The following is a 26,432-nucleotide window of genomic DNA, read 5'->3' as shown; positions in this document are numbered from 1 at the left end:
CCTTTGCGTCGAGCGTCAGCCCTCTCCCCCAACCCGTCATGACCTGCATTGTCCGCATCGCCCTCCACACCCTGGCATCCGCAGGCCTCATGTTCCTGAGCACCGCGCATGCCACCGACATCGACTGCGATCCGTCGGCCACGCCCGCCAGCGCCACGCAGGCGCAACGACTGATCTGCGAATCCGCGCTGTTTTCCATGGGCTACCAGCGCATCTACGCCGACCAGCAGCGCCTGCTCAAGGCGCGGGCAATCACTGAGGCGGACATTGCAGCGTTCCGCAAGAAGCGGGACCGTTGCGATTCGGCGTCCTGCCTGGATACGGTCTTCCGGGAATGGAATGCGTTCGCCAGCCGGGCGCCGGTCCCTTGACCGGAGAGCCATAGCGGGCAGTCCTGCCCGCGCGGACTCAGAAAGCGCTTGCTGGCACAGCGCCGTGGCCGGCAGGGCCGGCCTTGCCTTTCCGGACGCCGGATGCCAGTGCACGGATGGCGGCTTCGCGGGAGTTTCCGATGCGCTTGTGAGCGGTCTCCAGGACCGCATCGATATCCCGCCTGGTTACGGCGCGCTGCAGGGCACGCCAGGTCTTGAAGGAATTCTCCAGCGACCCGGGACGGGAGGCGAGCCCCAACCGCACATAGCGCAGGACCCGCAGCGAGATGGAGTTCAGCAGCTCCCCGACCAGCCGGTTGCTCGACAGGTCTGCCATGGCCATGTTCGCCAGGAAGGTCACGCTGATATAGGCGTCCACGGATTCCTCGACGGCCTTGCCGAGCCGCGGCATGAATTGCTCGAATAACGCATCAAGCGCGTCCGCGCGCTCTTCCATCAGCTGCCTGAGCAGAATGGCAAACAGTGCGTCCCGCACGACGTAGATATCCCGCAGATCCTGGGCATTGGGCTCGGTGACAATGGCGCCGCGCCGAGCGCGGAACTCGATCAGCCGCTCCCGCTCCAGGATGCGCAAGGCCTCGCGCACTGGAGCACGGCTGACCTCCAGGACCTCGCTGATGTCTTTCTCAAGCAGGCGTTGGCCTGCGTGGATCACGTCGATCGTAATCAGTCCCGCCAGCCGCACCGCAATCTGGTCAGCAACGGATGCCGACCAATCGCGTCCATGCATAAGCGCCTGCTCGACCGCCAGCGTGACCGGATTCTGCGGTGTTTGCGGCGCAAGCAGCAACTGCAGTTCTGGCGTGTTGGTAGTCTTGAGTCTGCCCATGAGGGGTAAATCCTTCCGATTATTGGGGAACCGGTCGGGTGTTGCCCTCGATCGGCGCTGCACCGCTCGCAGCGTCCAAGATCTTACCTTACGTGGCGTATCGGGCGGATGGCCGGGCGTGGCATTTCGGTCGGTGCAGGCTAAGCAGTCGTCTTTCGGCGCACTGTGCCGCGTGTGGCCCGGCTCTCCTTGGGGCTGCAACCAAATTGCGCGTGATACCAGCGCGAGAATCCGCTCGGCGCGGAAAAACCGAGTAGCGTCGCCACCTCGGTCAACGGGCGATCGCTTTCGACGACATGACGCGCGGCGAGTTCCGTGCGGATGTCGTTGACGATCGACGAGAAGCTCTGCCCCTCCTCCGCCAGCCGGCGCTGGACCGTGCGGCACACCACGCCCAGGTGGTCCGCCACCTGCTCGATGCTGCAACGTCCGCTGGGCAACAGCAGCAGGACAATGCGCCGCACGTCCTCAAACATGGTCGCCTGCTGCGAGATGACAGACGCGTCTATCAGCTGCTGCGCGTAGCGCGCCATGGCCGGATCGGCAGACGGGTTGCGTGCGTCGAGATCGGCCTTCGCGCAGATGATGCAGTTGAATTCATAGTCGAACTCGACGCAAGGGCCAAAAAACCGGTGGTGCGTACTAAGGTCCCGCGGCGCCGGGTGCTCGAAGCATACACGCCGCGGCTCCCAGTCGGGCTTGAGAAGCTGGCGTATCAGCCGCACCATTACCCCCAGTGCCAGTTCAACCCTTTGGCGCGTGGGCTGATGTGCACTGCCAGCGATGACCGCCTCGCGAATAATGACCAGTTCGCCGCACTCCTCTACCGCCAGCGACAGCGCACCGTTGAGCCACGCCTGATAGCGCATCAGCATGCGAAGCGAGTCGCGCAGCGTCGCCTGGTCGCGGATCAGCAATCCTACGGCCCCAAGATTCGACAACAGCCGCGACTCGGCCATGCACAGTCCGAAACTCTCGTTGCCAGACAGGGTTGCTGACGCCTGCAGCAATCGTCCGACACGCTCCACCGGAATCATGAGGTCCGGCTCGCGCAGCACGCTCGGACTTAACCCCGCGTCAAGGAGCATCCGCACCGGGTCCAGTCCGGCGGTTCGAGCGACCTCGCTGTAGTTGGTGAGGGCCGCAGCGCGGACTAGTGAAGACATTGGCGGTCAGAGTAGAACATTGACATGGAATGATAAATCCCAGTCATGTACTGTCAAGCGGGAGAAACCCGTCACATCCAGACTCGCAAGGATCGATTGGCCTAATCGACAATAGGAGACAGGGTTCATGATTCAGCGCCTCAAAGCGGCACCCGCAGTGGTCCGCGCAACCTCTCTGGGCAATTCGATCCAGGTCGAGCAAGTCACTTGCACGATCGGTGCGGAGCTCAGCAACGTCAACCTCGGTGCGGCGGCCGAAGACGACCAACAGATGGCGGAAATCCGTGCCCTGCTCCTGAAGCATCGCGTGCTGTTCTTCCGCGACCAGGACATCACGCGCGCGCAGCACGTGGCCTTTGCACGCCGCTTTGGCGAGTTGGAGGACCATCCGGTGGTGGGCAGCCATCCCGATTACCCGGGACTTGTCCAGATCTACAAAACCCCGGACAGTCTTCCCGATCGTAACGAGAATTCCTGGCATACCGATGCCACCTGGCGCGAAAAGCCACCGCTAGGCTGCGTGCTGCGCTGTATCGAGTGCCCGCCCGTGGGCGGCGACACGATGTGGGTCAACATGGTCGAGGCCTATAACCAGTTGCCCGAGGAGATCAAGACGAAGATCGCCGCATTACGCGCGCGCCACGGCATCGAGGCCAGCTTCGGTGCCGCCATGCCGATCGAAAAGCGTCTTGCACTGAAGGCTCAGTACCCGGATGCCGAGCACCCGGTTGTGCGCACCCATCCTGAAACCGGAGAGAAGATCCTGTTCGTCAACGGAAGCTTTACGACGCACTTCACCAATTACAACGTGCCCGACAACGTCCGCTTCGGGCTGGACAAGGCGCCGGGTGCCAGCAATTTGCTGAACTACCTGGTCAGCCAGGCTACCATCCCCGAATACCAGGTGCGTTTTCGCTGGAAGAAAAACAGCGTTGCGTTCTGGGACAACCGTTCAACCCAGCACTACGCAGTGATGGATTACCCCCCGTGCCACCGGAAGATGGAGCGCACCGCCATCATCGGTGACGCGACTTACTGAAAGATCGACGTGATCGGTCGGGCATCTGAACCCCGCTTTTGGCTATGGCGAGTGGCCGCAGGCCGAAGCGTTCATGCGCAAACGCTCGTGATCGGGCTTCACTAGGGGCCTGCCGCAACGGTAGTCACCCAGCCAGTTGCGCGGCCAGGTGACTGCCGTATTACTCTGGCTGGTAGTTTATGGACTTCAGCAGCGCGGCCTGTTGCTGGTATGCCTGCTTCAGGTCCGCCATCATCTCTTCCGAGGTGACGGCATTCCCCTGCTCCATGCCCATATCCTTGACGCGGTTCTGCACCCCGGGTTGCTTGAAGTACGCCAGCGTCGCCTCGCGGATTTTTTGCTGGACTGCCGGAGCGACATCCGGGCGCGACCACACGGCGAACCAGCCTGCCTGCGCCAGCTGCGGGTAGCCGAGCTCCTTGAACGTAGGCACATCCGCCAATGCGGAAATTCGGCTTGGATAGGCCACCGCAATCGCTTTGATCTTTCCCGCCTTGATCAGCGGCAATGAGGTAGTCACCCCATCGAACATCAGCGGCACGTGGCCGCCCATCAGGTCGTTCAACGCCGGAGGCGAGCCCTTGTAGCCAACATGCCGCATTGGCACGTGGGTGAGTTGCCCGAGCAGTATGCCCGAGGTGTGGCCCCTCAATCCCGCAGCGTAAGACGCGAAAACCAGGCCGTCCTTTTGCGATTTGCCGTAGTCCACCAACTGCTTCAGGTTGGATACAGGCACATCCTTGTTGGCAACCAGCACCAACCCCGTCCGGCTGACCTGGGCCAGGGGCTTCAGGTCGGCAAAGGGCTTGTAATGGACCTTGTAGGCCAACGGCGCTTCGCTCACGACGCCGCCCTGGATGACCAGAAGGGTATGACCATCCTTGCCGGTGGCCTGCAAATCGCTGATCGCCAGCGCGCCGGCGGCACCAGGCTTGTTTTCTACGATAACCGGCTTGCTCCATGCCTTCTGCAGGCCTTCCGCCAGCAGCCGCGCCAAGGCGTCGGCGCTGCCGCCGGCAGGTCCTCCAACCACCAGGCGGATCGGCTTGCTTGGCCAATCCTCCTGGGCCTGAGCCCCGGGCATCCCGCCGACGACACCAACTCCGATCGCCAAGGCGTATCCGCGCCACCATAAGTTATTGGTCCGCTTCCTCATGTCTGTACCTCTTGATTGCCGTCATTTCTCCATTCTCGGATCGCCCCGCGTCAACCGGCTTGACCGATCACGACAAGTTGTTGTCGATTCGCGCAAACAGAGGGAAAACCCTGCTCGCAGCATCGGCCACACGGCGATCGAGGTCTTGAGGGTCCACGGCAGCAAGGCGAAAGAACGGGACCCATACCGTCGCGGGTCCCGCCTTCGGCAATCACATGGTGGGTCGAGGATGCCCGGCCATCAGTTCCCCCAAGGGCTCTTTACATGCATTCGGCCTTGCGCAGGAAGCCCTGGTGGCCACCGTTACGATTGGGTGCGAAGCCATTCTTCTGAAGCGTCTCTTCCACCGTGTCGTAGAAGACCCCAAGCTGCAAGATCTCCCGGGTCTGCTGCGCCGTCGCGATGGGGCGACCAAATTCGCCGGCGATACGCACCAGCTGCTTGATCTGTTCGACGGTGCTCATCTTTCCCGTGCGGGTCTGGTTCCAGAGTACGTCCTCGATGCCGCACCGCACATGCAGGCCCAAGGCCATGCCGATCATGTTGATGGGAAGCACATTCAGCACCGAACTCTCCACCGTTACCACGGCTCCGTCCGGCACAGCTCGCAGAATATTTGCCAGGTTGTAGATGTTCGCCTGATCCATGCCGCCGCTGATAGCCACCCAGTTCATCACCAGCGGGCCCTTGTAGACGCCGCGGCGAATCATCCGCTCAATCGTTTCAAAGCTGTTGATGTTGTAGCACTGAAACTCACTCTGAATTCCGGCGGCGGTCAGACGTCGAACGTGCTCCTCGAACCAGCTGGGATTCGAGGGCACGACCATGTCCTTGTAGGTATCGTAGAGGTGCGCGAACCCTCGCGACAGTCCCTTGAAATCATCCACACCAGCATGCTCCGTCACATTCATCTGCGAGGTGTTGACGGTCACCGTCACCTGGTCGGGCTTCGGATCGAGTTCGGCCAGCATATGCCGCGTGTCATCGCTAAGCCATTTGGCGCCTTGGCCCTCTTCAGGCGCGAAGCTGATAGAGCCTCCCACCTGGATGACCATCTCGGGACAGGCCTTGCGCACGCCGGCGATCAGCTCATTGAACTTGGACAGGCGCTTGCTGCCCTTGCCGTCCTCTTCGCGCACGTGCAGATGCAGCACTCTCGCACCGGCTTCGTAGCAATCCACCGCCTTCTGGATCTGATCCGCCATGGTGACAGGGATATCTTCCGGGAAGTCTGACGGGATCCAGCCCGGCGCATAGGGAGCGGCGGTGATGATCAGAGGCTGCTGGTTCTCGGGATACAGGTGGCCGTCAAGGAAGTTCATGTTGATGGATCTCCGGGTTGAGATGTGAATCTTGAGAATGTCGAATTGGATGGGAGAGCTGCGTCGTGCTGTCAAATCACGAAAATCGACGAGCCGGTGGTCTTTCGAGACTCCAGGTCCCGGTGTGCCTGCACTGCATCCTCCAGGGCATAGCGCTGATTTATCCCGATGCGGATGCGGCCAGCCGCCACGTGGCCGAACAGCTCGCCTACCAGTTCCGCCTTCTCGGCAGGATCGGCGATATAGTCGGCCAGGCCTGGGCGCGTCAGGAATGCCGAGCCTTTGCGGGCCAGAATTGCCGGATCGAACCCGGTGACCGGGCCGGAGGCGAAACCCACGCACACCAGCAAGCCGCGGCGCTTGAGGGAGTCCAGCGAGGACATGAAGGTGTCCTTGCCCACGCTGTCGAAGACCACGTTCACGCCCACGCCGTCCGTCAGTTCCCGCACGCGCTTGGCCACTTCCTCATGGCTGTAGTTGATGGTGTGGTCACAGCCGTGGGCGCGCGCCACTTCGGCCTTGGCATCGGTGGAAACCGTGCCGATCACCGTCAGCCCCAGCAATTTGGCCCACTGCGAAACAATCAGGCCAACACCACCTGCCGCGGCATGCAGCAGGATGGAGTCGCCCGCCTTGAAGGGGTAGATCCGGCGCATCAGGTAGGCCGCTGACAAGCCCCGCATCGTCATGGCCGCCGCGACTTCGCAACTGATTGCCTCCGGCAGCTTGATCAGCGGATCGGCAGAGATCAGCCGGTCCGTGCTGTAGGCGCCCAGCGTGTTGGTAAATCCCGTATAGGTCACACGGTCCCCGACCGCCAGATGGCTAACGCCGGCACCGACGGCCTCGATCACGCCAGCAGCCTCGTTGCCGATGCCGCTGGGCAGCGGAACCTTGTAAGTGCCGCTGCGGAAATAGGTATCGGCAAAGTTCAGGCCTGCCGCCACGTGGCGGACGCGGACCTCCCCCGGTCCGGGCTCACCAACGCTGCCGTCCTCAAAACGAAGGACGTCGGGTCCGCCTGTTTCATAAAACTTAACGAGTTTTGCCATGTCGTCTCCTGTGCTCTATCGAATATGACCGTTCACCTGCGGATCGCCGCTTGAATTCGCCAAAGGACAGACCGATTTGGTGACGCAGTGGATCGGTTGATGTCTGAGTGTCTTTCGCGACGATTGAATCATCTGGCAAGGCGCAACGTTCCGCTTTACCTTGCACGCCTTGAACTTTCCTTCTTGTGACAAGGATCCGCTGGCGCAGGTGCGCCAGCTCCTATTCGTCGACCTTGATCCCTGCGTCGTTGGCGATCTTCGTCCAGACTTGCAGATCGTTCCGGACGATCTCGCCCAACTGCGCGGAGGTCTTTACCGGAGGTGGCTCGAAGTTCAGTCTCTTCATCAGCGCCGCGATCTCCGGCAATGCCTGCACCTTGTTGGCCTCATCGGCCAGCCGCTTCACGATCGCCGGACTGGTTCCGGCCGGCGCGAACATGCCGAACCATCCCACCGTATTGAACTTGTAGCCCTGTTCACTCATCGTCTTGACGTTGGCAAGCTGTGGCGAGCGCACGTTGCCGACAATGGCAATGCCACGCACCTTCCCCGAACGCAGGAACGGAACCGCCACGCTGGGATCGGTCCAGCCGATCTTCAGCACCCCCGAGGAAAGCTCAGTGAGCAGTTGACTGGATGTCCGATATGCGACGTGCTCGGTCTTCATGCCGGTCTGCTTCTTCAGCCATTCCATCGTCAAGTGCGCGGACGAGCCGGTGGCCCAGCTGCCATAGCTGTACTTGTCCGGATTCGCCTTCACCAGCTCGATGAGTCCTGGCAAGTCGTGCACCGGCAGATCCGGGCTAACCAGCAGCAACACCCCACCCGCGGCTGTCTGCGCGATCGGCACGAGGCTCTTCCTTGCCTCCTGGGAAACGGACTTCATGACGGCCGGCGCAACCACCATGTTGGATGCCGTTGTGTAGAGAATCGTGTAGCCGTCCGGCGCCGCCTTGAGGACGGCATTGGTCCCGATCACCCCGCTGCCGCCCGGCCGGTTCTCCACGACCACAGCCTGCTTCAGTGATTCGGAAAGGCGTTGCGCCATGGCCCGCGCCAGCGCGTCGGTTCCCGACCCGGGAGACGACGGAACGATCATTTGAATCGGGCGCGCGGGCCAGGCTTCCTGTGCCTGCACGGGCCCCGGTGCGCACAGCGCAATGATTGCCCCGGCGCACAATGTGATGGCGAGCAGCTTTTTCAGTGATGACATCGTCGTCCCCATTCTCTGTCGACTATTTCCCAGCCTGAAAAGTGCTGCCAGCCCGCACCACTGTGCGGCAAGCGATTTCTACGGCTCAGGCTATCGTGTGGCCAATCATAGCAGTCGTATTTTTTATTGTCGACATGAATATATTGGCTTGTCGTGAGGTGCCGGAATCGACTCAGTCCGGCCTCTTTCCCGTCGGAGCCGTGCCCTCCGTCGGAGGCGCTTCGAAGGCGTCGAACATCAAATCGGGGGCACTGGTGTTGTGACGCGACCGGACCGTACGGCCGAATCTCACCGCGGTCGCCTGCATTGAAGTGACGGCCATCACTGGCTTCCTGATGGCCTCACCAGCCGGCCCGGTCGTCCAGGTGACTTCGCTCGCGTCTGCATTGTCGTCGGCAACATACATGGAACGCAGCATCGCAAACGGACGTTTGGCGTCATGGGCCGGAAGGAACCGGACATCGAGCGCCGTACGGATGTCGCTGATTTCAGTGATCGTGACCGTTGCCTGGCCTCCTTCCGTGAAATGCAGCCTGAAGGCCAAGGGTTGCGGCTCGATTTCTATCCGCACGATGTTGACCACCGGGCGCCCTTCCTGCTCTACCGGCCCCAGCAAGAACGAAGAGCCATATGCATTGACACCCAGATTGCGGGCCGGCAACGGTTTCGCCCGCCAGTAGCCATCGGCGGGATAGAGCACCAGGACCTCGGTACGCGTCCGGCCGGATTTCCGGAACACCTGGATCAGGTGAAAGCCGGCATCGGCCCTGCCCGCTACCGTGACCGGGACCCGATGTGGCCGCCAGAAGCTGGCGAACGTGATGCCGACAATGGCAATGTTCCTGTCGTCATGAAGGATGACCGTGCGCGGCACGAAGACATGGCGCGGATCAGTCGGGTGAGGCGTCTTGCCGAAGTTGCACCCGGAGAAATCCGGCGCGGAGCTGTCAATGCGGATGGCGTTGACGTAGGGGGGATGCAATGCCTGGATCCGGAACCTGGCAACCGCGGCGGCGGACAGAGCGAACGAGACATTGTCTTCTTCCGCACAAGGGCCTGGCGTGCTGAAGTTCTCGACCTCCACGGCCAGCCGCTGCGCGCAAGCCGACACGGAAAGCAGCGCCAGGCACAGGGTCGCGACCAGGCGCGTTGCGCGCATGCCAGGCCCCGTGAACGGGAACGAGGCGGGAATCCATTCCCGCCGCCGCGGGCCCGTCCCTACTTGGTCCTGGGCGGCACGATCGCCGTGCCGGCGTCTGTCGTGCGCTCATGCTGCATGGTCGGCATCATGTTGCTGTTCAGGTGGAACATCACCCATAGCGAACCCGTCAGCGTGATCACCACCAGCACCAGCGTGAACATCAGCGAGAGCATGTTCCAGCCGCCCTCCGACCTGGCGTTCATGTGCAGGAAGTAGATCATGTGCACCACGATCTGCACGGCGCCGATCAGCAGGATGACGATGGCGGTGGTGGACGACTTGTCGAACACCTTTCCCATCACCAGCCAGAACGGGATGGCGGTCAGGAAGACGGACAGCACGAAGCCCGTCAGATAGCCGCCCAGCGTGGCGTGCGGCCCCACTTCCTCGTCATGTCCATGGCTGTGTCCGTGGCTGTCCAGCGTTTCGTCGTGCGCGCTCATGGCAACGCTCCCATCAGGTAGACGAAGGTAAAGACGCCGATCCAGACGACGTCGAGAAAGTGCCAGAACATCGACAGGCACATCAGCCTGCGCTTGTTGGCCGTAATCAGCCCGTGCTGCGCCACCTGGGTCATCAGCACGATCAGCCAGATGATGCCGCACGTCACGTGCAGCCCGTGGGTGCCGACGAGCGCGAAGAACGAGGTCAGGAACGCACTGCGCTGCGGCCCTGCGCCCTCATGGACCAGGTGCGCGAACTCATAAAGCTCGACCGCCAGGAACCCCGCGCCGAAGACCCCCGTGATGGCCAGCCAGATCTGGGTGCCGGCGATGCGGTTCTGCTGCATCTGCAGCATGGCAAAGCCGTAGGTGATCGACGACAGCAGCAGGAACGAGGTGTTCAGCGCCACCAGCGGCAGCTCGAACAGCTCTACCCCGCTCGGTCCCCCCGCATACTCCCGGCCCAGCACGCCATACGCGGCGAACAGGCACGCGAATATCAGGCAGTCGCTCATCAGGTAAAGCCAGAACCCGAGCAGCGTCCCGTTCTGCGGGTGATGGTCTTCGGGCAGGTAGAACTGGTAGCCGCCCGGCGGCGCCGTGTCCGCGGCGGCGGTGCCACTCACATGGTTGGGAAAGGTCGTGTCAGCCATGGCCTGCCATCCGTTGTGTGCGCGCCGCCTCGGTCTGGATCACCAGATCGGCCGGGAGGTAATAGTCGCGCTTGTAGTTGAACGTATGGATGATCGCGCCGATGATCGTCGCCGCGAACGCTGCCGCCGCGAGCCACCAGATGTGCCAGATCAACGCGAAGCCGCAGAGCGTGGAGAACCCCGCGAGCACGATGCCGGCCGCGGTGTTCTTCGGCATGTGGATCGGAATAAAGCCCTGCTGCGGCCGCGCATAGCCATTCTGCTTCATGTGCCACCAGGCGTCGGTGTCGTGCACTACCGGCGTAAAGGCAAAGTTGTACTGCGGCGGCGGGGATGAGGTCGACCATTCGAGCGTGCGGCCGTTCCACGGATCACCGGTCAGGTCGCGAAGCTCCTCACGGTGGATGAAGCTGACTACCAGCTGGACCAGGAAGCAGGCGATGCCGATGGCGATCAGCAAGGCGCCGAACGCAGCCAGTTGGAACCAGACCTGGTACGTTGCATCCTCGAAATGGCTCATGCGCCGGGTCACCCCATGCAGCCCGAGCCAGTACAGCGGCATGAACGCAAAGTAGAAGCCGACCAGCCAGAACCAGAACGATGCCTTGCCCCAGGACGAGACCAGGCGATAGCCAAATGCCTTCGGGAACCAGTAGGTAATGCCTGCCATCAGGCCGAACAGCACGCCGCCGATGATCACGTTGTGGAAATGCGCGATCAGGAACAGGCTGTTGTGCAAGGAGAAGTCAGCGGGCGGCACCGCCAGCAGCACGCCGGTCATGCCGCCGATCACGAACGTGACCATGAAGCCGATGGTCCAGAGCATCGGGGGCTCGAAGCGGATCTTGCCGTGGTACATCGTGAACAGCCAGTTGAAGATCTTGGCACCGGTCGGGATCGAGATGATCATGGTGGTGATGCCGAAGAACGAATTGACGCTGGCACCCGATCCCATCGTGAAGAAATGGTGCAGCCAGACCAGGTACGACAGCACGGTGATCACCACCGTGGCGTAGACCATCGACGCATACCCGAACAGGCGCTTGCGGCAGAACGTGGCAACCACTTCCGAGAACACCCCGAACACGGGAAGCACAAGGATGTACACCTCCGGATGGCCCCATATCCAGATCAGGTTCACGTACATCATGGCGCTGCCGCCCTGCTCGGTGGTGAAGAAGTTGGTGCCGGCGTAGCGGTCCAGGGCAAGCAGCGCCAGCGCCGCGGTCAGCACCGGGAACGCGGCGATGATCAGCACGTTGGTGCACAGCGCGGTCCAGGTGAAGATCGGCATGCGCATCAGCGTCATGCCGGGCGCTCGCATCTTGACGATGGTCACCAGCAGGTTGATCCCGGATAGCAAGGTCCCTACCCCGGCCACCTGCAGCGCCCAGATGTAGTAATCGACGCCGACGTCAGGGCTGTGGATGATGCCGGACAACGGCGGATAGGCCAGCCAGCCGGTGCGCGCGAACTCGCCCACGAACAGCGACATCATGACCAGGATGGCACCGCCCGTGGTCATCCAGAAGCTGAAGTTGTTCAGGAACGGGAAGGCCACGTCGCGGGCGCCGATCTGCAGCGGCATGACGAAGTTCATCAACCCCGTGACCAGCGGCATGGCCACGAAGAAGATCATGATCACGCCGTGCGCGGTAAAGATCTGGTCGTAGTGGTGCGGCGGCAGGTAGCCAAGGTTGTCGCCGAACGCGACGGCCTGCTGGATGCGCATCATGACCGCATCGGCAAAGCCCCGTAGCAGCATCACGATGCCCAGGATCACATACATGATGCCGATCTTCTTGTGGTCGATGCTGGTGAACCATTCCCGCCACAGGTAGCCCCAGAGGCGGTAGTAGGTAAGCGCTGCGACCAATGCGCCCCCGCCGAGCACCACCACGAGGAAGGTGCCGAGCAGGATGGGTTCATGCAGCGGGACGGCCTCCCATGAAAGACGGCCGAAGATCAAATTGGCGAGTTCCGAGCGCTCGGGCATGTTTGTCACCTGGGGCCTGAATTAACCAACCATGGCCGATGGGGCTGGCCAGTACCGCAAGGGAAGATCCGGATCCGCGCCTTACTGCAGTAGCACCCGGCCGTCATTGCGCGCGAACACCGGTGCTGTGGCCGGGGTGTTGCGCGCCGTGCAGACCGCGCCGGACGGGTCGAATTTTCCGCGGCTGCGGTCAAGCGCCATGGTGTCTGCCACGCACGGCCCGCCGCCCACGCAACGGTTCAGGATCAGGTCGTAGAGGCCTGGCGCCACGCTGGCATAGCGTTGCACCGCTTCACGCTCGCTGGGCTGCGCGAGCTTGAGGTAGGTGTCCGTGGACAGCCCCTGGCCCGATGACTTGACCTGCTGGATCCAGCGCTCGAAGTCCTCGCTCGACAGCCCGTGGAACTTGAAACGCATGTGCGAGAAGCCCGCGCCGCTGTAGTTGGCGGAGAAGCCTTCATACACGCCGGACTTGTTGATCACGGCATGCAGCTTGGTTTCCATGCCGGGCATGGCGTAGACCATGCCGGCCAGCGACGGGACGAAGAATGCGTTCATCACCGAGGTGGCGGTGATGCGGAAAGCGATGGGCCGGTCGACTGGTGCAGCCAGCTCGTTGACGGTGGCGATGCCCTGCTCGGGATACAGGAACAGCCACTTCCAGTCCATCGCCACCACCTCCACCGTCAGCGGCTTCACGTCCGCCGGCACCGGCCTGCCTGGTTCGACCCGCGTCAGCGGGCGGTAGGGATCGAGCTGGTGGGTGCTGACCCAGGTCACGGCGCCCAGCGCGATGATGATCAGCAGCGGCGCGGCCCAGATCGCCAGTTCAAGCACCGTGGAGTGGTCCCAGTCGGGGTTGTAGGGCGCGTCGGTTGCGCTTTCCCGATAGCGCCACGCAAACAGCAGCGTGAGGATGATCACCGGAACGATGATCAGCAACATCAGGCAGGTGGCGATGATGATCAGGTCGCGCTGGCGCACGGCCATGTCTCCTGATGGCGCAAGCAGCACTGCATTACAGCCGGCCAGGCACGCCAGCATGACTGCGGCGGCACACCGAAGCAGTAATCTTCCCAGCACACGTCTTAGCGGCACTACAGCGTCGAAGCGGCCCATAGTCTCGGATGTGGCGTCTGAGGAATATCGGCAAACTGCCGGTGAACCCACCTTTCGTTTTTCTATGGCAGTTTAGGCGCTATTCTTGTCAGTGCGAGACTTAAGAGCCAATTTCATCCGAATGGGGTCGGCTCCACGTGCAGTATCGAAGCACTCCTGCCAGAAGGAGACTTGACGATGGCCAGCCTCACCCACCAGCATCGCGCATCGCCGACTGCACCTCCGGCGCCCGGCCACCACCAGGTGGCGCCCGCCGAGATCGCCACCGGGGTGGTGATCGGACGCGCCTCGGAGTACTTCGACTTCTTCGTGTACGGCATCGCCTCCGTGCTCGTCTTCCCGGCGGTCTACTTTCCGTTCGCGGGCGAGCTGGCCGGGCTGCTCTACAGTTTCACGATCTTCTCGTTTGCGTTCATCGGGCGCCCGTTCGGCACTGCGCTGTTCATGCGCATCCAGCGCCGTTGGGGCCGGGGCATCAAGCTGACGGCGTCACTGTTCCTGCTCGGCACGGCCACGGTGGGGATTGCGTTCCTGCCGTCGTACGCGTCGATCGGTGCCGCGTCGATCTACCTGCTGGCGCTGTTCCGCTTCCTGCAGGGGATTGCGTTCGGCGGGTCGTGGGACGGGCTGCCGTCGCTGCTGGCGCTCAACACGCCGGAGAACAAGCGCGGCTGGTATGCAATGGTGGGCCAGCTCGGCGCGCCCACCGGCTTTATCATCGCCAGTTCGCTGTACCTGTTCCTGCATGCCAGCCTGACCCCGCCTGAATTCATCGAATGGGGCTGGCGCTATCCGTTCTATGTGGCCTTCGCCATCAACGTCGTGGCGCTGTTTGCACGGCTGCGCCTGGTGGTGACCCATGAGTACACGCAGCTGCTCGAAGAAGACGAGCTGGAGCCGATCAGCACCTTGCAGATGGTGAACGCGCAAGGCTTCAACATCTTCCTGGGGGCCTTTGCTGCGCTGGCCAGCTATGCGCTGTTCCACCTTGTCACGGTGTTCCCGCTCTCCTGGGTGATCCTGCACCGCACACAGGACATCTCTGACGTGCTGGCCGTGCAGATCGTGGGCGGCTTCATCGCGTTCATCGGCACGCTGCTATCCGGCTGGATCGCGGACCGCATCGGCCGGCGCACCACGCTGGCGGCCATGGCCGTGCTGATCGGTATCTTCAGCCTGGCAACGCCGTGGCTGCTCGGTGGCGGCGCCACCGGCCAGGACACCTTCATCCTGGTCGGATTCGGCCTGCTGGGCCTGTCGTACGGGCAGGCTGCGGGCGTGGTGACGTCAAACTTCGAACGCCGTTTCCGCTACACCGGGGCCGCCCTGACCACGGACTTCGGCTGGCTGTTCGGCGCCGCCTTTGCGCCGCTGGTGGCGCTGGGCTTGTCATCGCTGTTCGGCCTGGCGGCGGTCAGCCTCTACCTGCTGTCTGGCGTGATCGGCACCCTGGGAGCGTTGCGCATCAGCCGCGCGCTCGGGACACCTGACCAATGACTGCGGTCATGGCCTGCGCAAGGCCATGACACATTCCCCCTGGATCTTGGCGCCAGGCGCCCCGGCGCCGTGCATGGCGGATAATGCGCTTTTTTACAAGCGCCCCATCCCCATGCACGCAAGCAGCAACACCACCGGACGCATCGACTGGACCACGCTGTTCCTGCTTACCTTCCCGCCCCTGAGCTGGGCCGGCAATGCCATCGTCGGCCGCCTGGCCGCCGGCACGGTGCCACCCATCACCCTGAACTCTGTGCGCTGGGTGCTGGCCGGGCTGCTGCTGGCACCCTTTGCCTGGCGTGGCGTGATCGAGCACCGCGCGGCACTGCGCCGCCACGCCGGCGTCATCACCGCGCTGGGCGTGCTTTCGATCGCCAGCTATAACGCCCTGCAGTACCTGGCGCTGACTACATCGACACCGATTAACGTGACGCTGATCGGCGCATCCACGCCGCTGTTTCTGATCGTGATCGGCGCGATCTGTTTTGGCGAACGGGTGAAGCCATGGCATGTCGCCGGAGCGCTGCTGTGCATGGTCGGCGTGACCTTCGTCCTGGTACGCGGCGAGCTGGGCCGGCTCGCCCAGCTGGACCTGGTCGCCGGCGACCTGTTCATGCTGGCCGCCACCATTGCCTGGAGCGGCTATACCTGGCTGCTGCGCAAGCAGCGCCCCGCCGTGCCCCTGCCCGTGCTGCTGTTCGCGCAGATCGTCACCGGCGTACTGGCAAGCGCGCCCGTGACAGCATGGGAGCTGATGACGCTGGACCAGCCCCTGCAATGGAACGGCAAGGTCGCGGCCATCCTGCTCTATGTAGCGACCATTCCTTCGCTGCTCGCCTACTTTGCCTGGGACCGCGCCATCGCCCGCGCGGGCGCTCAGTTGCCGGTGTTCTTTATCACCCTGACACCGGTGTTCGCCGCCCTGCTGTCGACACTGCTGCTGGGCGACTGGCCCCGCTGGTACCATGCAGTGGGGCTGGCCGCGATCGCGGCGGGGATCTGGCTGGCGCAGCGGCGTTGAGGGGGCCGGCCGGTTCGCGCCAGGGAACAGGCATGCCCCGGGTGTTTCAATCCTGAATCAGTCTTGCCGCGGATGCACTAGCCTGTTTGCATGATGGGCTCGCGCTCCCTGGTGCACTACCCTCGCAGTAGAGCTCACACCACTGAAGCCGGGGGGAATCATGGGTGAACGGAATCCGCGCGGGCGACATGCGCCGGCTGACCTTGCACTATGCGAGGCGCCAGCAGAAGACATCGAAGCTGAATCAGCGCCACCACGGCGCACCCAGCAACCCAGGACAACGCCCGCGGTGCATCCCGGCACTTCCGACCTGTCTTTCGTGACTGGCCGCCGGGAGCCTCCTGCCGCAATGAGCCGGCTCACGGGTGCGGACGATCCAATGCTGGGCTGCCTGCTGTTGCTGAACCGGGCCTTGCAACGGACGGTGCCTTCAGCGGTCCTGCTGGAAGGGCTGCCGCTGGACGGGCAGGCCCTGACGTTGCCGCTGCTCTGCGCCGCGGCGGCGCGCGCCGGCTTGTCAACCCGGCTGGCGGAACGCGAGCTCGACGATATCCCGGATACCTCGATACCGGCCATCCTGTTGCTGGACAAGAACAGGCCGTGCGTACTGCTGCAGCGCTGCGAGCACGGCCGGTTTCTCGTCGCCCTGCCAGGTTGGGGCGGTGGGGTGCAGGAAGTCAGCCGCGAGGAACTGCTGGCCCAGTACAGCGGGCACGCCGTCTTCGCGCAGCCCGCGCTGCAAGCGGGCGTTTCAGCCGATACGCAGCCGGCACAGCCGTGCCCGTTGCCCGTCGACGCGACACGGCCATCATGGCGGCGCCGTTGGGAGCGGCTGCTTGCCGCGACCCTCAGGGTACTATGCCTGCGGGGCAGGCTGCCGGCTGAAGATGTGGCCCGCGCTGGTGGCAAGTGCAACATCCCGTAAATGGCTTTAATAATTATCGGGCTGCAGATATAGGTGCAGGAGCGTGACGACCACCTCGGCCATCTCGTCGAGCGAGCCGTCGCCTGGCAACGGTTCCCAACGCCCGCTATGGTTGCGAAAGGCGGCGCCATAACGATTGCGGCCGAGTTCGGTCAGCCGAGCCACCACGGTTGGCTCCTCGTCGTCCAGACGTTTGATCAGCAGGTGACGCCCGTAGGCTTGTGTGATGATCTGCTCGTGGCCGAGCAGGCTGCGCAGTTGCTGCTGCAATTTGGCAGCGTAATGTTTGGTGGGTAAGGCTGGCATGTCGATTCTCGATTACGATGCGCCGGTTTGCAGCGGATAGCCCCGGAAGCTCCATTTGAACGGGCGTGCCGCCTGATTGTGCGCGCGGATAAACTGCTCGGTGCGCTCGCGCAGGTGCGCGATGCTGGTGTGACTCGCATGGCGCAGTACCCGGCACCTGTAGCGGGCAAACCAGAGTTCGATCTGATTGACCCAACTCGCGTGCAACGGCGTGAAGTGGAAGTGAAACCGCTCATCGTGCCGCGCGTTAAACGCCTGCCAGACGGCCTGGGCGCAATGTGTGTTCAGGTTGTCCCAGACGACGTGCACCTGTTTGCCCGGGTACGCGCTTGCCACGCGCTCCATGAAGGCGACCAGATCGTCCTGGGTGCGCCGGTCGCGGCAGTCTGCCAACACCTGTCCGGTATGCACGTCTAGCGCGGCAATCAACGCCTGGGTGCCGTGACGAATATATTCAAACTCACGCCGACGCAGTCGCCCCGGCGCGGGTACCCGTCCTGGGTGCTTACGCTCGATGGCCTGAATGCCGGTCTTCTCGTCGATACTGAGCACCACCGCGTTTCGCGGCGCCTTGCGGTACAGCTTGCAAATGCCGTTGACCTTCTCGCGAAAGGCCGGGTCTGGGCTATGTAGCCATTGCTGGACCCGGTGCGGACGCACGTCGCCGGCCTGCAAAATGCGCTGCACCTGGCTGCGGCTGATCTGCTCGACAACGCCACGCTCCACGGCGCGCGCCACAATCTCATCGAGCGTGGGCGTGACCCGCCCCTCTGGTTCCTGCGTCTCACATGCCAGCGCGATCAACTGTAGTCGCGCCTCGTGCGTGATGCGCGGCGGACGGCCGCTGCGCTCGCCCTCGCGAATGCCTTGGGCACCTTGTTGGGCAATACGCTTGCGCCACAGGCAGACCGTTTGCACCGATACACCCAGTTCCCGCGCAATGACTGTATTGGCGTGGCCCTCGTGGGCCCACAACGCGATTCGCGCGCGCATCACATCTCGCTGCGGCGCCGTCTCGCGCTCGATCAGCGATAACAGTTCCTGTCTTTCTTTCTTCGCCAGCTTCACTGGCGTTGCATAGCGGCCTCGACTCATCCCGCCATGATATCCGAGGCGATTATTTATTCAAGCTATTTACGGGATGTTGTACCAGTCAGAGTCCGGCCAGACTGGCGCGGCTCTGATGACGCATCAGGACGTCGGCGATGCCGACGTGTTGCCCGAACTGCTTGGCCAGATCCCCCACCCATAGGTCATGTTGAGCGGAAACCGCACGTCGTAGCGATCAACTCGGCCGGGGCCCTCCGCGATCCGCACTGTCCCAGCATGCAACAGGTCAAGCCGAGCGGGCTACACGCAGTCGTTCACCATGCCAGGCACCACGGAAAAAATGAAAGGAGGCAGGACAATTTGCCCTGCCGCCGCTCAGTTGCGCGTCTGCCTCCCCCGAGACAGACGCGCGCCTCCATCCAACCGGCTTATTTGACGCAGGCGAGGTTGACGGCGAGTCCTCCCCAATCGGTGGCCTGGTTGTTGTCGACCTGTACCTGCAGCTTGTCGTTGTGGCTGACGGTACCGGCCGGCACCTCTTCACTGCAGTTCTGCAGGCCGTTGGTGACTTTGCAGCTCAGATCCTTGACGGGCGCAAGGTTCACTGACGCGCCGGACCCCGTCACCTTGTACACCGAGATGTCCAGCGTTCCCTGCACCTTGCCGAGTGTGCTGGCAGTGAGCGTGACCTTGGCGCAATCGTAGGGGATCACGACGCCGAAATCCGACGGCAACGGCACCGCCCCGCCGGCGCCGGTCATGGCATAGCGGCCGCGGCTTAGCGTGGCTGGCACGTTGAAGTTGCCGTTGTAGATGGTGCCTGTCCCCGCGGTCGCGCCCGACGTCGGCCACTTGCCGCCGGCCTTGGGACCGTACAGCGTCGAGGTCGTGGTGTCGAAATAGAAGTCACCATCGACGCCGATGTCGTCGGTCGGCGCACCGCTGCCGTACAGGATGTGACCGCCATTGCCTGCAGTGCCGCCGCCGGTGCCGCCGGTGCCGCCGCTGCCGCCCGGCTGGGTGACCAGCGTGACCCCTGCCGGCCACACGTCATTGGCCTTGGGCCCGTACAGCGTCCAGGTGTTGGTGTCGAGGTAGTAGTCGCCATTGTTGCCGACACTGTTGGCTGGCGCCCCCGCGCCCGTCAGGACGACGCCGCCGCCGGTGCCCGACCCGGTGCCGCCACCCATCGGGACGCCCGGTGGCCACGTGCCGTTTGCCTTGGGCCCGAACAGGGTCGAGGTGGAGGTATTGATGTAGTAGTCGCCATTGTTGCCGACGCTGTCGGTCGGATCGACCGAGCCGGACAGGATGGTGTTCCCGGCCGTGCCGGTATTGCCGGTACCCGCCACCGAAACCCCTGCCGGCCACACGCCGTTTGCCTTGGGCCCGAACAGCATCCAGGTCACGGTATTCAGGTAGAAGTCCCCGTCTTTACCGATCTCGGGCCCGGGATCGGTGGTACCCGACAGCATGGCGCTGCTGCTGGCCGCGGTCTGCGTTGTTGGCGACGTGGGTGACGTGGGTGACGTCGGCGTTGACGTTGACGTTCCGGTGCCTGGTGCTGTAGTGGCGGCAGTGGTAGAGGTCGAGTCGCCCCCGCCTCCCCCGCAACCTGCGACCGTGATGACGAGACAGGCGAGCGGCAAAGCCGCCAGCTTCATGTGGATGCGTTTCATGGATGGACCCCCTTTCCTTGGCCTTTTGAGCACGTAAAAATTCGATGGCTTTGGCGGCGCCAACGATGAGGTCAATCTAGCTGGCGGAATTGGAATGGAAAATCGGCTCTATGGACGAGGCCGCGGTTATACGGAATGGCATCCCGCGGCGCGGATGAAAATACGCCGCGCCACCGGCGCGCAGGATAATGTCGGAGCGCACGGCACTGGTCATGGGGAACAGTCGCCGCGAGGCTGTGGGATTCCCGTGAAGCCTTGCAGGACAAGGCATTGCCGGTCATGGAAAGTCGTTTCCGGAGGTTCCGGCAGGCACCGCGGAACTGGTATCCAGGGCGCCGAAAAATGCGGTCAATCCCCACTGAAGGGGAATGCTAGCGCGAGCTGAACGGCTTAGCGAGGAAGTAGTAGACAGGCCGCCAGAGCGATCGGAAAAAGTATGTATAGAAAATGAAACGTCATGGGCCACATCCAATATGCGGTGGCCTGCTTCGATCCGCGGATTCAACCGGCCATTCACGAGCGGATGATGCGGCGCCTTATGCAGGGCTCACGTCAAAGCCGACAGCAGGATATTCTGCGCAGCCTCGCCGTCACGCGAGGCCTGACGCTCGTATCTACCGTCCGGCGTCATCTGCCAGGCGTCACACCGGTCTGCCAGGTACGGCTTCAGCCCTTCCGCGATGACGCGTTCCTTCAACCTGGCATCGAGGATGGGAAAGCAGATCTCGATCCGCCGGGACAGGCTTCGTTCCATCCATTCACCGCTGGACAGCATCACCTTTTCCGCGCCGCCGTCGTGGAAATATAAGATGCGCGAGTGTTCGAGAAACCGGCCCATGACCGATTTCACCGCAATGTTCTCCGACAAGCCGGCAACGCCGGGGCGCAGCGCACAGGCGCCCCGGATGATCAGGTCGATACGGACACCGTCGCGTGAGGCGTCGTACAGCGCCTGGATCAGGTCAGGCTCCAGCAATGCATTCATCTTGGCAATGATCCATCCCTTGCGCCCGGCCCTGGCGTGCCCGGCTTCGCGCCGGATCGCCTCAAGCAATGCCTGCTTCATCGTGAAGGGCGATTGCCAGATATGGGTCATGCAATGGGTCTGGCCACGGCCGGTCAGCTGGCTGAACACTTGCGCCACATCCTGCGTCAGCGACTCATTGCATGTGAGCAATCCAAAATCCGTATAGGTGCGCGTGGTCTGGTGGTGATAGTTCCCGGTGCCTAGATGCACATAGCGCCGGAGTTTCCCACCCTCGCGTCGCAATACCATGACCATCTTGGCGTGCGCCTTGAAACCGACGACCCCATAGATGACATGCGCGCCGACTTCCTCCAGTTGCGTTGCCCAACCGATATTGGCCTCTTCATCGAAGCGGGCCAGCAGTTCCACCACGACGGTGACTTCCTTGCCGTTGCGCGCGGCTTCGATGAGTGCCGAGAGCAGGACCGAGTCGTGCCCGGCCCGATACACCGTCTGGCTGATTGCCACCACATCGGGGTCCTGTGCCGCCTGCCTGACAAAGTCCACCACCGGTGTGAACGACTGGAACGGGTGATGCAGCAGGATATCGCCCTCGCGAATGGCGCGGAAGATATCGGAATGCTCGTGCAGCACCTTCGGCAGGCCGGCCCGGAAAGGCAGGTACTTCAGTTCCGGCCGGTCCATCTGATCTGGCACCTGCATCAGGCGAACCAGGTTGACCGGTCCGTTGACGGAGAACACCTCGCTTGCCGCCAGGCCGAACTGCTGCTGCAGGAACGCAGTCATTGCCGGCGTGCAGTTATCAGCCACCTCCAGCCGGACCGCATCACCATAATGACGGTGCGGCAGTTCGCCTTGCAGCGCCTCGCGCAGGTTCTTGACCTCTTCCTCGTCCACGAACAGCTCGCTGTTGCGGGTCACGCGGAACTGGTAGCAGCCGCGCACCGTCATGCCACTGAACAGCTCGCCGACGTGGGCATGCAGGATGGAAGAAAGGAAAACAAAGCCATGCTCGCATCCGGCGATATCCGGTGGCAAAGCGATAACCCGCGGCAGCGCTCGCGGCGCCTGCACGATCGCATAGCCGGAGTTGCGCCCGAACGCATCCTTGCCCTCGAGTTCGACGGCGAAATTCAGGCTCTTGTTAAGCACCCGTGGAAACGGATGCGCCGGGTCCAGCCCGATCGGTGTCAGGACCGGCATCAGTTCGGCGAAGAAGAACTCCCGGATCCATTCCGCCTGCGTAGGGTTCCACGAGGGCCGCCGCAAAAAGCGGATCTGCTGCTCGGCCATGGCCGGAATCAGCATGTCATTGAACAGGCGGTACTGCTGATCGACCAGCTCCCGGACCCGTTGGTTGACCCTCGCATAGACCGCCTGCGGCGTCAGCCCGTCCGGGCCGGCCACCGGTGACTGAAGCAGGCACTGCTCCTTCAGGCCGGCCACGCGGATCTCGTAGAACTCATCCAGATTGCTGCTGAAGGTACACAGGGAACGCAGGCGCTCCAGCAGCGGCACCGCGGGATCGGCGGCCTGCTGCAGCACGCGCCCGAAGAACTCCAGCTGGCTGAGTTCACGGTTGATATAGAGCTCATTGCCATTCAGCAGGCCATCCGGATCGACCGGGGTGCCGAGGCGCTCCTCCCCCGCGTCCGTCGGCGACGCATTTTGCATGGGATCGGATTCGGGTTTCATGGTGTGAGTGCCTGTGCGGGGGAATCCTTCCAGATTCTAGCTGGCGTATCACGCATATCGGGGCGAATTGGATCGCACTGCTCCCGCGAAATACGTACCATCTTATGAGCATCCGATGCGTAGAATGATTTTACGCGCCCACTGGAGCTGCCGATGACACACGAAATACTCTCTGCGACCGAGACCACCCCGGACGGCCTGAAGCGCTTGATCGAGCATATTGGAGATGCTGCAGCGCAAGGTCACCTTGACCCGGAGTTTGTGCGCAAGCTGGCGAAGCGCATTGCCAACGAATTGCAGGAGATGAAAGCGACCAGGCTGCCGGGTGACCGCGAGCTTGCCGGGCTGGACGACGGCATAGAGGCCCTGCTGCTGGCCGCGGACCGCAAGTACGGCGCCAGGCTGACCCGATCACTGCAGAAGTTGCGGGAGCACGAAATCCCTTTCACCGGCGCGGAGTCGAATGGAGGCCAGCCGCACTAGCAGTGCTGCCTGGTGACGCAGTGAATTCACTAAGCAGGTAGTTCAATGATTTTGGTTGTGATTACCACCGCGGATAACCTTGGAACCTATGTCAAAGACTGACAAGAAGCGATACCTGAAAGCACTTAACCGGCGCCTGAAGAAAGCGTCGGCCGGAAAGTTCGATACGCTCTTTGTCTTCGACCCGCCCGGTTCGAAGCCGAAGAACGCCACGGGCGTAACAACCAGCGGCCCTGCCAGTGACGAGATCCTTGCAGTGATGAACGCAGTCCAGGCCAGCGTATACGCAAAATTCGAGGACACGGCAAAGCTCGGATAAATGGAACGCGAACTCAAGCTCGAGTTGCTGCAGGACCAGACCGAAGGCCTGATCGGCTTGCCCCTGGTGTCGTCCTGCTGCGTGGAGCCGCCGCACGAAGACAGGCTCGTGAGCACGTATTTCGATACGTCGGATTTTGCTTTCCGGCGTATGCACGCATCGCTGCGCGTACGACAAGCGGGTGATCATTACGTGCAGACCTTGAAGACCTGTGGCACGCAGCATGGGGCGCTTTACGAGCGGGAAGAGTTTGAGTCGGCGGTTTCCGGAAATACGCCAGATCTTGGTGCACTACGAGACAAGCTGCCCGAGGGCACTGCGTTGGGGACGCTGCTCCGCGAAGGCGACCTGGCAGAACGCCTGAAGCCGATCTTCATCACGGATGTCCGGCGCACGGTCCTGCTGTTGCGCTTGCCACAGGGGGACGAGGTCGAACTGGCTGTCGATCGCGGCATGGTCCGTGCGAACGATGCCACGGAACCAATCCGCGAGCTTGAGATGGAGATCCAGGCCGGGGAGCCGGCCCATCTGTCAGCGTTTGCCCTGCGGCTGCTCGACGCAGTGCCAATGCGCCTGAGCCGCGCCAGCAAAGGCGACCGTGGCTATGCACTGGTCGCTGACGAGGCCAATGAAGCGGTACGGGCGCAGCCCCTCAGGCTGGCCGACGCCGGGTCGGCGGAAGCGGTGTTTCAGTGCATTGCCCGGAACTGCCTGGCGCAAATCTCGGGGAACGAACGCGGCGTGGTCAACAGCTCCAATCCGGAAAGCGTGCACCAGATGCGTGTCGGCCTGCGTCGCCTGCGCTCGGCGCTTTGAGCCGCTGATTGCCTGCCCGCCGGCATTGCAAGCGGAACTCAAATGGATTGCGGATGAACTGGGCCCCGCACGCGACTGGGACGTGCTCGCCAACACCACCTTGCGTGAGGCGTTCGATGGGGCGCCGGAGGACGTGGGCGCGGGCGCGGTGCTTGCCGCGGCGAAGGCAGTCGCAGCCGATGCCCGGCAACGCGCGGCCCAAGCCGTGAATTCCGATCGTTACACCCGGCTGGTCCTGACGCTGAGCCACTGGCTGGGCAGCGCGGACTGGGACCATGGGCTGGACGAAGCGCAGCGCGCGGCACTTGCCGGATCCGCCAGGGACTTCGCGCTGACCACGTTGCGCAAGCGGCAACGCAGGCTGCTCAAGCGGGGCCGAGGCATGGCCAGGCTCGATGAGCAGCGGCGCCATCGTGCGCGTATCGCCGCAAAGAAGCTGCGCTACGCGACCGAGTTCTTTGAATCCTTGTTTGCCGCGAATAAGTTGCGCCGCTATCGCCGGCAACTGTCGCGCCTGCAGGATGACCTGGGATGGCGCAATGATATGGCGGTCGCAGAGGGACTGTTGCTGCGCCTGGGGACAGAGCGGCAGCAACTTGCGATTGGCTGTGGCTATGCGCGCGGCTATATCGCAAAGGGTGTCAGCGTTGACAGGCAGCCGCTGCGCCGCTTCTGGAAACAATTCAAGGCGGCGCGCCTGCCCGCTTAGCGCGGCTTCCGAACATCGGCGCACGTTCATCGTCGCGGCCAGTCCCTGCGCACTGCAGCGAAGACGATTTCACCGTCGCCGGCCCCGATTCGTCAGCCGATCCCCGCCAGCAGAGTTTGTCGCCCTCAGCGTAAACCCCAATGACATAGCCGGCACATTGACAGTTTCCTGACAGCCTTCCCCGCCTAGAATCGGGCCCCTGGTTAGCCGGATCGGCCGCGAACGCCGGAATCCCCGCCAGGGACGAGAAACACAGCCTCCCTGGCCCCGGCTGGCCGGCCAGCGAAACGCTCAACTCACGACAGGAACGCAAATGGAAAACGGTGCACGCGAACAGATCCCGGCCACGCTGATCCCCGGCGACGGGATCGGTCCCGAAGTCGTCGACGCCACCGTCCGGGTGCTGGATGCGCTTGGCGCCCCATTTGCCTGGGATATCCGACGGGCGGGGATGGCAGGCGTCGAATACAGCGGCGATCCCTTGCCCGAAGACACGCTGGACAGCATCCGCCGCACCGGCCTGGCCCTGAAGGGGCCGCTGACCACGCCGGTGGGCGGCGGCTTCCGCTCGGTCAATGTGCGCCTGCGCGAGGCGTTCAACCTCTATGCCAATGTGCGCCCGGCCCGCACCCTGGTGCCGGGCCGCTTTGAGAATATCGACCTGGTGCTGGTGCGCGAGAACGTCGGCGGCTTCTATGTGGCCCATGACTACTACATCCCGGTCGGCGACGACCCGCATGCGGTAGCGGTGTCCACCGGCACCAACACGCGCGACGCCTGCCGGCGCATTGCCCGCTTCGCCTTCGAGTACGCCGTCAGGAACGGCCGCAAGAAGATTACCGTGGTGCACAAGGCCAATATCCTGAAGGCGCTCACCGGCATCTTCCTGGAAGCGGCGCGTGAAGTCGCCCAGGACTATGCCGGCCGCGTGGACATGGACGACATCATTGTCGACGCCTGCGCCATGCAGCTGGTGCTCAACCCGTGGCGCTTCGACATGCTGCTCTGTACCAACCTGTTCGGCGACATCCTGTCGGACCAGATCGCCGGCCTGGTTGGCGGGCTTGGCATGGCGCCGGGCGCCAACATCGGCGACGACGCTGCGATCTTCGAGGCGGTGCACGGCTCCGCGCCCGACATCGCCGGCAAGGGCATTGCCAACCCCATCTCGCTGATGCTGGCGGCCGGCCTGATGCTCGACCACGTGGGCCGACAGGACCTGGCCACGCGCCTGCGCACAGCCATCGAGCTGACGCTCAGCCAGGACCAGGTGAAGACCGGCGACCTGCACGGCACGGCCTCCACGCTGCAGTTTGCGGACGCGGTAGTGAAACGCATCGAATCCGCCAACTGAGCCACACCC

The 26,432-nt window shown here is 63.1% G+C and carries 23 protein-coding genes and 1 pseudogene; 9 read left to right on the top strand and 15 right to left on the bottom strand.

Translation table 11 applies throughout. The features are described 5' to 3' along the window. Positions 1-89: 89 nt before the first annotated feature. Positions 90-371, top strand: a complete 282-nt coding sequence (locus tag CNE_RS22975) for a hypothetical protein (RefSeq protein WP_238553122.1) — start codon at positions 90-92, stop codon at positions 369-371. 37 nt (positions 372-408) lie between these two features. Here the strand turns inward: CNE_RS22975 and CNE_RS22970 are convergent, their stop codons facing one another. Beyond that, positions 409-1,221: a GntR family transcriptional regulator gene (locus CNE_RS22970; RefSeq protein ID WP_013952674.1), complete on the bottom strand. Its 813-nt coding sequence runs from the start codon at positions 1,219-1,221 to the stop codon at positions 409-411. 140 nt (positions 1,222-1,361) lie between these two features. After that, complete coding sequence (locus tag CNE_RS22965; RefSeq protein ID WP_013952673.1) at positions 1,362-2,387, bottom strand: AraC family transcriptional regulator; 1,026 nt, start codon at positions 2,385-2,387, stop codon at positions 1,362-1,364. 127 nt (positions 2,388-2,514) lie between these two features. On the opposite strand from CNE_RS22965, the gene CNE_RS22960 reads away from it, so the two are divergent. Continuing rightward, positions 2,515-3,426, top strand: coding sequence for a TauD/TfdA dioxygenase family protein (locus CNE_RS22960; RefSeq protein WP_013952672.1), 912 nt, complete (start codon positions 2,515-2,517; stop codon positions 3,424-3,426). Between the two features lie 160 nt (positions 3,427-3,586). Here CNE_RS22960 and CNE_RS22955 read toward each other — a convergent pair whose 3' ends face one another. From CNE_RS22955 to cyoA, 9 genes are all read right to left on the bottom strand, one after another. Then, positions 3,587-4,582, bottom strand: coding sequence for a Bug family tripartite tricarboxylate transporter substrate binding protein (locus CNE_RS22955; protein WP_013952671.1), 996 nt, complete (start codon positions 4,580-4,582; stop codon positions 3,587-3,589). A 260-nt stretch (positions 4,583-4,842) separates the two neighbouring features. Then, a complete protein-coding gene (locus CNE_RS22950; RefSeq protein ID WP_010809758.1) occupies positions 4,843-5,904 on the bottom strand; it encodes a BKACE family enzyme in 1,062 nt (353 codons plus the stop codon). Between the two features lie 71 nt (positions 5,905-5,975). Further along, positions 5,976-6,956 carry a quinone oxidoreductase family protein gene (locus CNE_RS22945; protein WP_013952670.1) on the bottom strand — a complete coding sequence of 327 codons (981 nt, stop codon included), beginning with the start codon at positions 6,954-6,956 and terminating at the stop codon, positions 5,976-5,978. A gap of 220 nt (positions 6,957-7,176) precedes the next feature. After that, positions 7,177-8,169, bottom strand: coding sequence for a Bug family tripartite tricarboxylate transporter substrate binding protein (locus CNE_RS22940; protein WP_013952669.1), 993 nt, complete (start codon positions 8,167-8,169; stop codon positions 7,177-7,179). Positions 8,170-8,341: 172 nt separating this feature from the next. Continuing rightward, on the bottom strand, positions 8,342-9,328 hold the full coding sequence (locus tag CNE_RS22935) for a hypothetical protein (protein ID WP_013952668.1): 987 nt from the start codon (positions 9,326-9,328) through the stop codon (positions 8,342-8,344). A 59-nt stretch (positions 9,329-9,387) separates the two neighbouring features. Further along, the gene (gene cyoD / locus CNE_RS22930) at positions 9,388-9,813 is read right to left on the bottom strand and encodes a cytochrome o ubiquinol oxidase subunit IV (protein ID WP_013952667.1); all 426 of its coding nucleotides are present in this window, start codon (positions 9,811-9,813) and stop codon (positions 9,388-9,390) included. Continuing rightward, entirely contained in the window at positions 9,810-10,466 is a 657-nt protein-coding gene (gene cyoC, locus CNE_RS22925) for a cytochrome o ubiquinol oxidase subunit III (protein WP_013952666.1), read from the bottom strand. The genes cyoD and cyoC overlap by 4 nt, the downstream gene beginning before the upstream one ends. After that, positions 10,459-12,462, bottom strand: coding sequence for a cytochrome o ubiquinol oxidase subunit I (gene cyoB / locus CNE_RS22920; protein WP_013952665.1), 2,004 nt, complete (start codon positions 12,460-12,462; stop codon positions 10,459-10,461). Before cyoB ends, cyoC begins: the two co-directional genes overlap by 8 nt. 81 nt (positions 12,463-12,543) lie before the next feature. Beyond that, positions 12,544-13,581 carry a ubiquinol oxidase subunit II gene (gene cyoA, locus CNE_RS22915; RefSeq protein ID WP_013952664.1) on the bottom strand — a complete coding sequence of 346 codons (1,038 nt, stop codon included), beginning with the start codon at positions 13,579-13,581 and terminating at the stop codon, positions 12,544-12,546. Positions 13,582-13,758: 177 nt separating this feature from the next. On the opposite strand from cyoA, the gene CNE_RS22910 reads away from it, so the two are divergent. From CNE_RS22910 to CNE_RS22900, 3 genes are all read left to right on the top strand, one after another. Next, positions 13,759-15,078: an MFS transporter gene (locus CNE_RS22910; protein WP_013952663.1), complete on the top strand. Its 1,320-nt coding sequence runs from the start codon at positions 13,759-13,761 to the stop codon at positions 15,076-15,078. Positions 15,079-15,190: 112 nt separating this feature from the next. Beyond that, positions 15,191-16,099 (top strand): DMT family transporter, encoded by a 909-nt coding sequence (locus tag CNE_RS22905; RefSeq protein WP_041228840.1) that lies wholly within the window; start codon positions 15,191-15,193, stop codon positions 16,097-16,099. Between the two features lie 379 nt (positions 16,100-16,478). Beyond that, positions 16,479-17,024 carry a cysteine peptidase family C39 domain-containing protein gene (locus CNE_RS22900; protein ID WP_238553121.1) on the top strand — a complete coding sequence of 182 codons (546 nt, stop codon included), beginning with the start codon at positions 16,479-16,481 and terminating at the stop codon, positions 17,022-17,024. A gap of 6 nt (positions 17,025-17,030) precedes the next feature. On the opposite strand, the gene CNE_RS39375 is transcribed toward CNE_RS22900, so the two are convergent. The 4 genes from CNE_RS39375 to ppk1 form a co-directional block, all read right to left on the bottom strand. Beyond that, on the bottom strand, positions 17,031-17,330 hold the full coding sequence (locus tag CNE_RS39375) for a hypothetical protein (protein ID WP_013952660.1): 300 nt from the start codon (positions 17,328-17,330) through the stop codon (positions 17,031-17,033). Between the two features lie 12 nt (positions 17,331-17,342). Beyond that, positions 17,343-18,425: an IS630 family transposase gene (locus tag CNE_RS22890; RefSeq protein ID WP_013952659.1), complete on the bottom strand. Its 1,083-nt coding sequence runs from the start codon at positions 18,423-18,425 to the stop codon at positions 17,343-17,345. Positions 18,426-18,808: 383 nt separating this feature from the next. Next, complete coding sequence (locus tag CNE_RS22885) at positions 18,809-20,059, bottom strand: hypothetical protein (RefSeq protein WP_013952658.1); 1,251 nt, start codon at positions 20,057-20,059, stop codon at positions 18,809-18,811. A 547-nt stretch (positions 20,060-20,606) separates the two neighbouring features. Beyond that, positions 20,607-22,742 (bottom strand): polyphosphate kinase 1, encoded by a 2,136-nt coding sequence (gene ppk1, locus CNE_RS22880; RefSeq protein WP_013952657.1) that lies wholly within the window; start codon positions 22,740-22,742, stop codon positions 20,607-20,609. 153 nt (positions 22,743-22,895) lie between these two features. Between ppk1 and CNE_RS22875 the strand changes: the two genes are divergently transcribed. The 4 genes and pseudogenes from CNE_RS22875 (at position 22,896) to CNE_RS22860 (ending at position 26,423) form a co-directional block, all read left to right on the top strand. Then, positions 22,896-23,225 (top strand): hypothetical protein, encoded by a 330-nt coding sequence (locus CNE_RS22875; protein WP_013952656.1) that lies wholly within the window; start codon positions 22,896-22,898, stop codon positions 23,223-23,225. An 88-nt stretch (positions 23,226-23,313) separates the two neighbouring features. Next, positions 23,314-23,544, top strand: coding sequence for a hypothetical protein (locus tag CNE_RS22870; RefSeq protein ID WP_013952655.1), 231 nt, complete (start codon positions 23,314-23,316; stop codon positions 23,542-23,544). Next, a pseudogene (locus CNE_RS43100) lies at positions 23,545-25,069 on the top strand (CYTH and CHAD domain-containing protein). Positions 25,070-25,382: 313 nt separating this feature from the next. Next, on the top strand, positions 25,383-26,423 hold the full coding sequence (locus CNE_RS22860) for an isocitrate/isopropylmalate dehydrogenase family protein (RefSeq protein WP_013952654.1): 1,041 nt from the start codon (positions 25,383-25,385) through the stop codon (positions 26,421-26,423). Positions 26,424-26,432 lie beyond the last annotated feature (9 nt).

The organism is Cupriavidus necator N-1 (assembly GCF_000219215.1).
GTDB lineage: Bacteria > Pseudomonadota > Gammaproteobacteria > Burkholderiales > Burkholderiaceae > Cupriavidus > Cupriavidus necator.
The sequence above is the reverse complement of the archived record's forward strand: the minus strand, read 5'-3'. Positions and strand labels throughout refer to the sequence as shown.

Excerpts from the sequence above, each read along its gene's own strand:
- CNE_RS22870 (WP_013952655.1), top strand. The coding sequence starts at position 23,314 with ATGTCAAAGACTGACAAGAAGCGATACCTGAAAGCACTTAACCGGCGC.
- CNE_RS22945 (WP_013952670.1), bottom strand. The coding sequence starts at position 6,956 with ATGGCAAAACTCGTTAAGTTTTATGAAACAGGCGGACCCGACGTCCTT.
- CNE_RS22900 (WP_238553121.1), top strand. The coding sequence starts at position 16,479 with ATGCTGGGCTGCCTGCTGTTGCTGAACCGGGCCTTGCAACGGACGGTG.
- CNE_RS22975 (WP_238553122.1), top strand. The coding sequence starts at position 90 with ATGTTCCTGAGCACCGCGCATGCCACCGACATCGACTGCGATCCGTCG.
- CNE_RS22940 (WP_013952669.1), bottom strand. The coding sequence starts at position 8,169 with ATGTCATCACTGAAAAAGCTGCTCGCCATCACATTGTGCGCCGGGGCA.
- cyoC (WP_013952666.1), bottom strand. The coding sequence starts at position 10,466 with ATGGCTGACACGACCTTTCCCAACCATGTGAGTGGCACCGCCGCCGCG.
- cyoD (WP_013952667.1), bottom strand. The coding sequence starts at position 9,813 with ATGAGCGCGCACGACGAAACGCTGGACAGCCACGGACACAGCCATGGA.
- CNE_RS22960 (WP_013952672.1), top strand. The coding sequence starts at position 2,515 with ATGATTCAGCGCCTCAAAGCGGCACCCGCAGTGGTCCGCGCAACCTCT.
- CNE_RS22910 (WP_013952663.1), top strand. The coding sequence starts at position 13,759 with ATGGCCAGCCTCACCCACCAGCATCGCGCATCGCCGACTGCACCTCCG.
- CNE_RS22950 (WP_010809758.1), bottom strand. The coding sequence starts at position 5,904 with ATGAACTTCCTTGACGGCCACCTGTATCCCGAGAACCAGCAGCCTCTG.
- CNE_RS22890 (WP_013952659.1), bottom strand. The coding sequence starts at position 18,425 with ATGAGTCGAGGCCGCTATGCAACGCCAGTGAAGCTGGCGAAGAAAGAA.
- CNE_RS22955 (WP_013952671.1), bottom strand. The coding sequence starts at position 4,582 with ATGAGGAAGCGGACCAATAACTTATGGTGGCGCGGATACGCCTTGGCG.
- cyoA (WP_013952664.1), bottom strand. The coding sequence starts at position 13,581 with ATGGGCCGCTTCGACGCTGTAGTGCCGCTAAGACGTGTGCTGGGAAGA.
- CNE_RS22905 (WP_041228840.1), top strand. The coding sequence starts at position 15,191 with ATGCACGCAAGCAGCAACACCACCGGACGCATCGACTGGACCACGCTG.
- CNE_RS22965 (WP_013952673.1), bottom strand. The coding sequence starts at position 2,387 with ATGTCTTCACTAGTCCGCGCTGCGGCCCTCACCAACTACAGCGAGGTC.
- CNE_RS22885 (WP_013952658.1), bottom strand. The coding sequence starts at position 20,059 with ATGAAACGCATCCACATGAAGCTGGCGGCTTTGCCGCTCGCCTGTCTC.
- CNE_RS39375 (WP_013952660.1), bottom strand. The coding sequence starts at position 17,330 with ATGCCAGCCTTACCCACCAAACATTACGCTGCCAAATTGCAGCAGCAA.
- CNE_RS22875 (WP_013952656.1), top strand. The coding sequence starts at position 22,896 with ATGACACACGAAATACTCTCTGCGACCGAGACCACCCCGGACGGCCTG.
- CNE_RS22935 (WP_013952668.1), bottom strand. The coding sequence starts at position 9,328 with ATGCGCGCAACGCGCCTGGTCGCGACCCTGTGCCTGGCGCTGCTTTCC.
- ppk1 (WP_013952657.1), bottom strand. The coding sequence starts at position 22,742 with ATGAAACCCGAATCCGATCCCATGCAAAATGCGTCGCCGACGGACGCG.
- CNE_RS22970 (WP_013952674.1), bottom strand. The coding sequence starts at position 1,221 with ATGGGCAGACTCAAGACTACCAACACGCCAGAACTGCAGTTGCTGCTT.
- CNE_RS22860 (WP_013952654.1), top strand. The coding sequence starts at position 25,383 with ATGGAAAACGGTGCACGCGAACAGATCCCGGCCACGCTGATCCCCGGC.
- cyoB (WP_013952665.1), bottom strand. The coding sequence starts at position 12,462 with ATGCCCGAGCGCTCGGAACTCGCCAATTTGATCTTCGGCCGTCTTTCA.